Consider the following 6,355-nt stretch of genomic DNA (forward strand, 5'->3'; position numbering starts at 1 on the left):
CTGGACTTGCTACGGTTTTGTGCCGGTTGACTGAGCGTTTTAAGCTCACATCGGGAGAGGCACGGAACCATGGCAGTGACGCACACAGAAGAATTCCGCCGTGAGGCGGTAAGGATTGCCTTGAGCAGCGGTTTGTCACGGACCCGCGTGGCAGCGGATCTGGGGATTGGCAAATCGACATTGGGACACTGGATTTCGCAGTATCGGACCGCTGATCTGTCAGTGCCTGAACCGCAGGCCGATCTGGTCCGGGAGAACGAGCGCCTACGCCTGGAGAACCGCGTTCTGCGGGAGGAGAGGGAAATCTTAAAAAAAGCCACACAGTTTTTCGCGAGCCAAAAGATATGAGGTTCGCCTTCATCCGTGAGCATCGTAGCCGTTGGTCGATCGAGAGCCTGTGTCGTGTGCTGCGTGTATCGACACGTGGTTATCGCGCCTGGATTTCCAGACCCGTTTGCTAACGCCAGCGCACCGATTTGAAGGTTCTGGCGCATATCCGTGAGCATTTTGTCCTGAGCAACTCCACCTATGGTCGTCCTCGGATGACCATGGAACTCAAGGAGGCGGGGCTCGATGTCGGCGAACGTCGTGTGGGGCGGCTGATGAAACTCAACGGGATCCGCCCAGTGCGCACCCGTCGCCACAGGGTCACAACTGACAGCCGTCATTTCCTTGGTGTTGCAGCCAATGTTCTGGACGGCGACTTTCTGACCAACGCACCCAACCGAAAATGGGCAGGCGATATCAGCTCTATATGGACCACCGAAGGATGGCTCTACCTCGCCGTGGTCATCGACCTGTTCAGTCGACGCGTCATCGGCTGGGCGGAAAGCGACCGGATGAAAAAGGATCTCGCTATCCGGGCGCTCGATATGGCGGTGCGACTGCGCGATCCATCGCCTGGCTGTATTTTCCACTCTGATCGTGGCAGCCAATATTGCTCACACGATTTCCAGAAGAAAATGACGGAATACAGGATGATGCCATCCATGTCCGGCAGGGGAAACTGCTTCGACAATGCAGCCGTAGAGACCTTCTTCAAGAGCCTGAAGGCCGAACTGCTCTGGCGACAGACATGGCCCACTCGGCAGCAGGCAACCGCCCCCATCTTCCAGTACGTCAACGGCTTCTACAACCCGCGACGGCGCCATTCATATCTCGGCAACATCAGCCCTCTCGCTTTCGAGGCTAAAGCCGCCTAACAAAATCACATACCGGCACAAAACCGTAGCAAGTCCAACAATGTCTTCGGGCACCAGCACGATCGGGATTATGCGGCCGGACAACGTTTTGAACCGGGGCAGCTTATGGCCCGTGTCGGTTTCGAACAGCGGCACCCCGTTCGCCTGACAGAAAGCTTCCGTGATCGCGGCGAGGTCATCCATGATGACGGTGGTAGTTAGGTCGCTGATAGTGTCTGGCCCGACATCTTCCTCGAAGAATCCCATTAAAGAGATCATCTCGGGGTCTCTTGCGCCAAGCGCGATGATTTCTTTGCTTGTACGCAGGATCGCCTCACAGATGTCCTGAGGGCGTGAACTACCTGAGCGTCCACTTCCCCCATAGCCCAGCCCGTTTTCGGGCGGCTCGCTCAGGTCGAGTTGGCGGCAGGCGCCCTTCCATGCAGCATCGTTCTCGGCCCTTGAGATCGCCAGCATTCGGACCAGCACCTCGAAATGGCGGCGGAAGCGGTTGATGGCCAATGTGGCAATTGTAGTATTGCTGGATTTTTCGAGCAGCACTGGGTCGATAAAGAGCGGTACATCGACATCGAGGAAAGGATCGATAAGACCGGCAGCCGTGATCGTTTGCGCCGGCACGTCGAAGTAAGTTGAAAATAAGATTGGGTTTCGTACGAGAGCCATTATCTAAGGATAACGTAATTTGCGCCCAATCACCAATCGCCTCATGTCGGTCATTAGATGTGCCAAATGCTTTCCACAAAGCAGACGACACTCTGTAGTTATCTTGGAACGCACACTCTTGACTAATTGGGACTATCGATAAGAGTATAAACTCGATCGCACTCCGCAAGTTGCCGGTCTAAGGCAGCAACATAATGTCGGGTCTTGCGAAGTGCCCGCTCATTTGATGGATCGACCGAAGCCATAACTTTCTCGATTAGCGAGGTAATCGTTTTCTTCACGTTATGTACATGTTTCCGTTCTCCATCAGCGTCGAGTTTCCGAAGACTGCCGAACCAGAGGGAGGGCTGTAGTTGATCGAAGGGATACACGGCCCACACCGAGCCATCGTTCTTCACCATTCGTGAGAACATCTCCTGGACACAAGTATCGCCACATCCATCGATGTAGTCGACGACGTCCCGGTCTACCTCAACGAAGGGGGTTCCTCTCTCGTCCGGATCGATTGCAAACGCGGTCGTGTTCCCTTCCTTCGCGTATGCGTTCTGATAGCCGGAGCCGATCAGACGGCCCTGCTCGTGAATGACATTACCGCGGGTGATGACACCCCTAACGAGTGCCCCTTCACCTAGGATCTTGTAGACACTTCCCCAGCAGTGACTTATCAAGTTGATAACGCCGGCGGGCGATACCTCGGCCGATATTACTGCGCAATCCGAGATCTGCGTAATTTCGAATCCGACATCGTCCTTAATTCGTTTGCTTTGGCGGCACAGTGACGGACCGAAAGCTCGGATACTGTTGAGCTGCTTCACATTCCCTAAATGATTCAAAATCCCGAATATCTCGGCGATTGACCGCCCTTCCCCAAGTTCGGCTTTCTCGATCATGCTCTTGAAGCCCAAGATATCGATGAATGCTACAAATTTGTCCTCGAACTTCACGTCCGTTATCGCCTTCATGTTGATGCTCAGGTGGATACGAACAGCGTTTTAATAGGAGCCTACCCTCACCTCCTATAGCACGAATGACAGTTTTTTAGCGATTACAACCCAAAGGCGGCATTCCGCCCCTCCCTGATCTACCTGTGTGCTCAGTGACCCAGGAGCAGACAGCAGTCGCCTCATCTCGGACATAAGAATTTGCGAATTATGCTCTCGCGTAGCGGACATAACCTCTGCGGCTCCTTGCGGATCAGCGTGGGCGCAAATGAACTATTGGGTTTCAAGCTTTAATTCCGCGATTGTTGTTCACCCAGCCATCAATTAAGTTTGAACTTAACGATAGCTGAGGGTGTGAGGTTCGACGTAGAGATATGGATAAGAAAAAAGTCACCGAAGCTAATATTCGCGATTATATTTCCGCTAACCTCGACTTGATTGAGCCGAGATTGATACTGGTCGATACAGAATTTTATTTACCAAACAAGATGGGATCTGTCGGGTTTCTCGATATTTTTGCGCGTGATGCAGCAGGCAAGCTCGTGATTATCGAGATCAAGCGTACCAATGCGGCTGCACGCGAGGCTATCCAAGAGCTCTATAAGTATGTGCCACTGCTGCGCGAAAAATTCCTCGTCAAAAATACAGAGGTCCGCTTAATTTTGCTGTCAGTAGAATGGCGTGAGCTTTCAACACCCTATGCCGAATTTGCCAGCTCAGCCCCATTCGAAGTGACCGCAGGCGCGATTATTCTCGACACGGACGGCACACCAGTCGCAATCGAACCCGTGAAGCCGAACTTGATTACTAACGAGCGAAAGATCGGGGTTCGTCATTTTCTCTGGGGGTTTCCGGATAAAGTCGCTGCATCAAAAGCCGTTCCCGTGATTGCGCGACGGCTACAGCGTTTTGGTCTGGCCGACTTCGTAATCATTCAGAGCCGGGCGACTAACCCGAACCTGTGCGGGCGCTCCTTCCTCTATTTCGCGCAACGCGAATTACGCTTCGAAGAATACATGAAGTTGATCGAAGCTAGTTTTGAAGAAGTTGAGCTTAATGATTTTAACGATCGCATAGCTGATCTTACAGAGCTTGAGGATCGGGTAGCCGAGGCATCCGATGCAATGTGGGAACTCCATGGAGGAGTGCCTGGTCGCATGGAGATCGGATCTGACTCGGTCGAAATTTCCTACCCTGAAAAGGGAAACATATGGTTCAAGGACGGTGCACAGGAAGATATAATTATTCATCGCTTCGGTCGATTCGTCGATCCTTGGTTAGACGATTACACTATTATCGATGAAATCCGCGGTGATGGCGGAGAATCTGACTTCCGCCTGCGATTTGCAACGTATACGGATTCACCACCGCAAATGGCAGCGCTCCGTCAACGGGTCGAGAATATCTTTTTCTTTAATGAAACATGGCTTGGGTCCGTCATGCAACTCATTCGATATGCCGAACGCAAGAGTTCTCCCGCGCGGGTCGAACTCATTGCATATAGCCCGGAAGATATTCTGCGCGCATTAGCTGCTTCTGCGTTCGGTTTCGTCGGTTACTTACCAACCTTCAAGCTTGTCATTGAGCATGATGGAGATGTTGAGCAATTCATTGGGCTTCCAGAGTGGAATGGTTCGACGCCGAACTTCGGCAAGGTGATTGCCGAGCATTTCTCAGGCGATGGCTTCGGTTATTTCATCGCCTGCCATTTTGGCGAGAACAGATCAATGAATCACGATATTATGGCGGATCTTGGCTTACGCTATGGTGTGTTCCGCGAAGGTAAATCTGGCCTTGAGCGACTTCGTGTCCAAGGTAGTTCGATAATTCAGGTTAAAGGCGATATCCGTTCGATTAACCATATTATCGACAATTACCAAGAAGAGGTTGGTAATATTGTTAACATCTTCATGTCAAAAGACCAAGGTTTCTCTAATACAATTAAAAAATTTATTGACGATGCATACGATATGGCTGAATTAAGGCTAGCGAAAATTCTTGAAGGTGAAGTAAAACCTAAAAAAGAAATATATTGGTGTGGCGACGTTGAAAATTGCGACCTTTTCTTTCACTCATTTTCTCTAATGCGCTTTATGGTTGATGCGATTTTACCGGGCGGTTTCGGCGCCAATATTTGTGCGGTCTGCTTCCTACAAAAAGGACGTGGTATCGGCATTGGATTGGGCCAAGTCTATGAAGCAAGCACCAAAGGTTGGCGATACATTGCCGGATAAAAATTACAATAATTGCTAAACAGAAGCCGCGATTCCATATACACCATCGAGACGAAACCAATCCTCACCTCATACAAATGTGGCTGCATGATATCCAGTTGATCGGCAATTATGCCCGTGGGTGCAAAAGCGACGAAAGTGCCAAATCATTAAACGACTATTTTTTCTGGTCGCTCTTCAGAAAGAGACATTCCGTTCCCGCCTCAATTCTACCCTTCGCACGAAATATTTCTATGGGAAGGCCCTTACCTGTCTCTTGAGTTCTCCTTGGTTCATCATGGAAAGGGGTAACTGATACTGAAGCGGTATCCGGCGGCTTCGCAGATGGAAGCCGCCGGCATGTTGAAAGATGATTTCCCTCTTTCTCATCCTGAGAAAAAGAATTATCTGTTTTTAATTTTCACCCAGAAGCGTTCTGTTGCTGAGCGCCGTGGCTCCCATCCAGATTCTTTGAGCCTGAGAGGTAATTCCTTTTCGATGGTGTCTGGAACGGCCTTCAGGATTTCGGCGATTGTTGTCCGATCTCGCCCCGCAAGATAGGTGTTGAGACTCACAGCCGGTGGCAGTGCTGAGAATGAAGGCATCGGGATTTCCTCAATCCGGATGCCTTCCTCCTCCTCAAGATACTCTGCCACTCTGTGTAACCCAAGAAATTTCACGCCAGCCAACCGATCCTCGGCATAGAAGCCTGACCCTGCCGCGTCGGCAAACATGTCCCAAAGCCTCTCTACCACCGACTGCGGAAGATGCTGGAGCATGGAGAGCCGGTTGATCGGCTCCCACCGGAGAAGTTCGTCCGGCTCCCCGACGATCACTTCGATCCTGTCTGTAGCGACATTGAAGCGTATCCGGCCCTTCATGCGGGAACAGATTTCCTCGCGCATTTCCTAATCTTCATACATTGATCTGGTTCCTTCGATGAATATTGAAAAACGATCGGAGAAACCATTTGAGGCGGCCCTGTAGGCCATGGCGATGCGTAGACGCACGTGATCGCCCGGCCCTCTTTCGAAGGCCGAGACGCGCGTAAGCAACTGAAATGACGCGGGAACATCTGCGTCAGCAGTCGATTGTGATTGATTTATGACGGAAGTGGTTGCGGGGGCAGGATTTGAACCTGCGGCCTTCAGGTTATGAGCCTGACGAGCTACCGGGCTGCTCCACCCCGCGGTGGTGTATGTGATGTTGGTGTGTGGGAGTTTTTATGAGTGGGCTAGGGGACCTGGCGGCGACCGACTTTTCCGCACCTTGAGGTGCAGTATCATAGGCGCTGAGGGATTTCACGGCCGAGTTCGGGAAGGGATCGGGTGTAGGG

The 6,355-nt window shown here is 51.5% G+C and carries 4 protein-coding genes, 1 tRNA gene and 1 pseudogene; 2 read left to right on the forward strand and 4 right to left on the reverse strand.

The genetic code is table 11. From position 1 onward, the window contains the following. Positions 1-69 precede the first annotated feature (69 nt). Positions 70-1,202, forward strand: a pseudogene (locus tag KP708_RS15195) (IS3 family transposase). Here the strand turns inward: KP708_RS15195 and KP708_RS15200 are convergent. Both KP708_RS15200 and KP708_RS15205 read right to left on the reverse strand, forming a co-directional pair. Further along, on the reverse strand, positions 1,152-1,865 hold the full coding sequence (locus KP708_RS15200; RefSeq protein ID WP_215757223.1) for a hypothetical protein: 714 nt from the start codon (positions 1,863-1,865) through the stop codon (positions 1,152-1,154). The pseudogene KP708_RS15195 and the gene KP708_RS15200 sit on opposite strands and share 51 nt — an antisense overlap. Before the next feature lie 122 nt (positions 1,866-1,987). After that, the gene (locus KP708_RS15205) at positions 1,988-2,827 is read right to left on the reverse strand and encodes a hypothetical protein (RefSeq protein WP_215751372.1); all 840 of its coding nucleotides are present in this window, start codon (positions 2,825-2,827) and stop codon (positions 1,988-1,990) included. A 353-nt stretch (positions 2,828-3,180) separates the two neighbouring features. Between KP708_RS15205 and KP708_RS15210 the strand changes: the two genes are divergently transcribed. Beyond that, positions 3,181-5,040, forward strand: a complete 1,860-nt coding sequence (locus tag KP708_RS15210; RefSeq protein ID WP_215751373.1) for an endonuclease NucS domain-containing protein — start codon at positions 3,181-3,183, stop codon at positions 5,038-5,040. 383 nt (positions 5,041-5,423) lie between these two features. On the opposite strand, the gene KP708_RS15215 is transcribed toward KP708_RS15210, so the two are convergent. Further along, entirely contained in the window at positions 5,424-5,900 is a 477-nt protein-coding gene (locus tag KP708_RS15215; protein WP_252347597.1) for a hypothetical protein, read from the reverse strand. A gap of 233 nt (positions 5,901-6,133) precedes the next feature. Next, a tRNA-Met gene (locus KP708_RS15220) sits at positions 6,134-6,210 on the reverse strand. Positions 6,211-6,355 lie beyond the last annotated feature (145 nt).

Origin of the sequence: Gluconobacter sp. P5H9_a (genome assembly GCF_018812085.1) — a bacterium.
Classification (GTDB): Bacteria; Pseudomonadota; Alphaproteobacteria; order Acetobacterales; family Acetobacteraceae; genus Gluconobacter.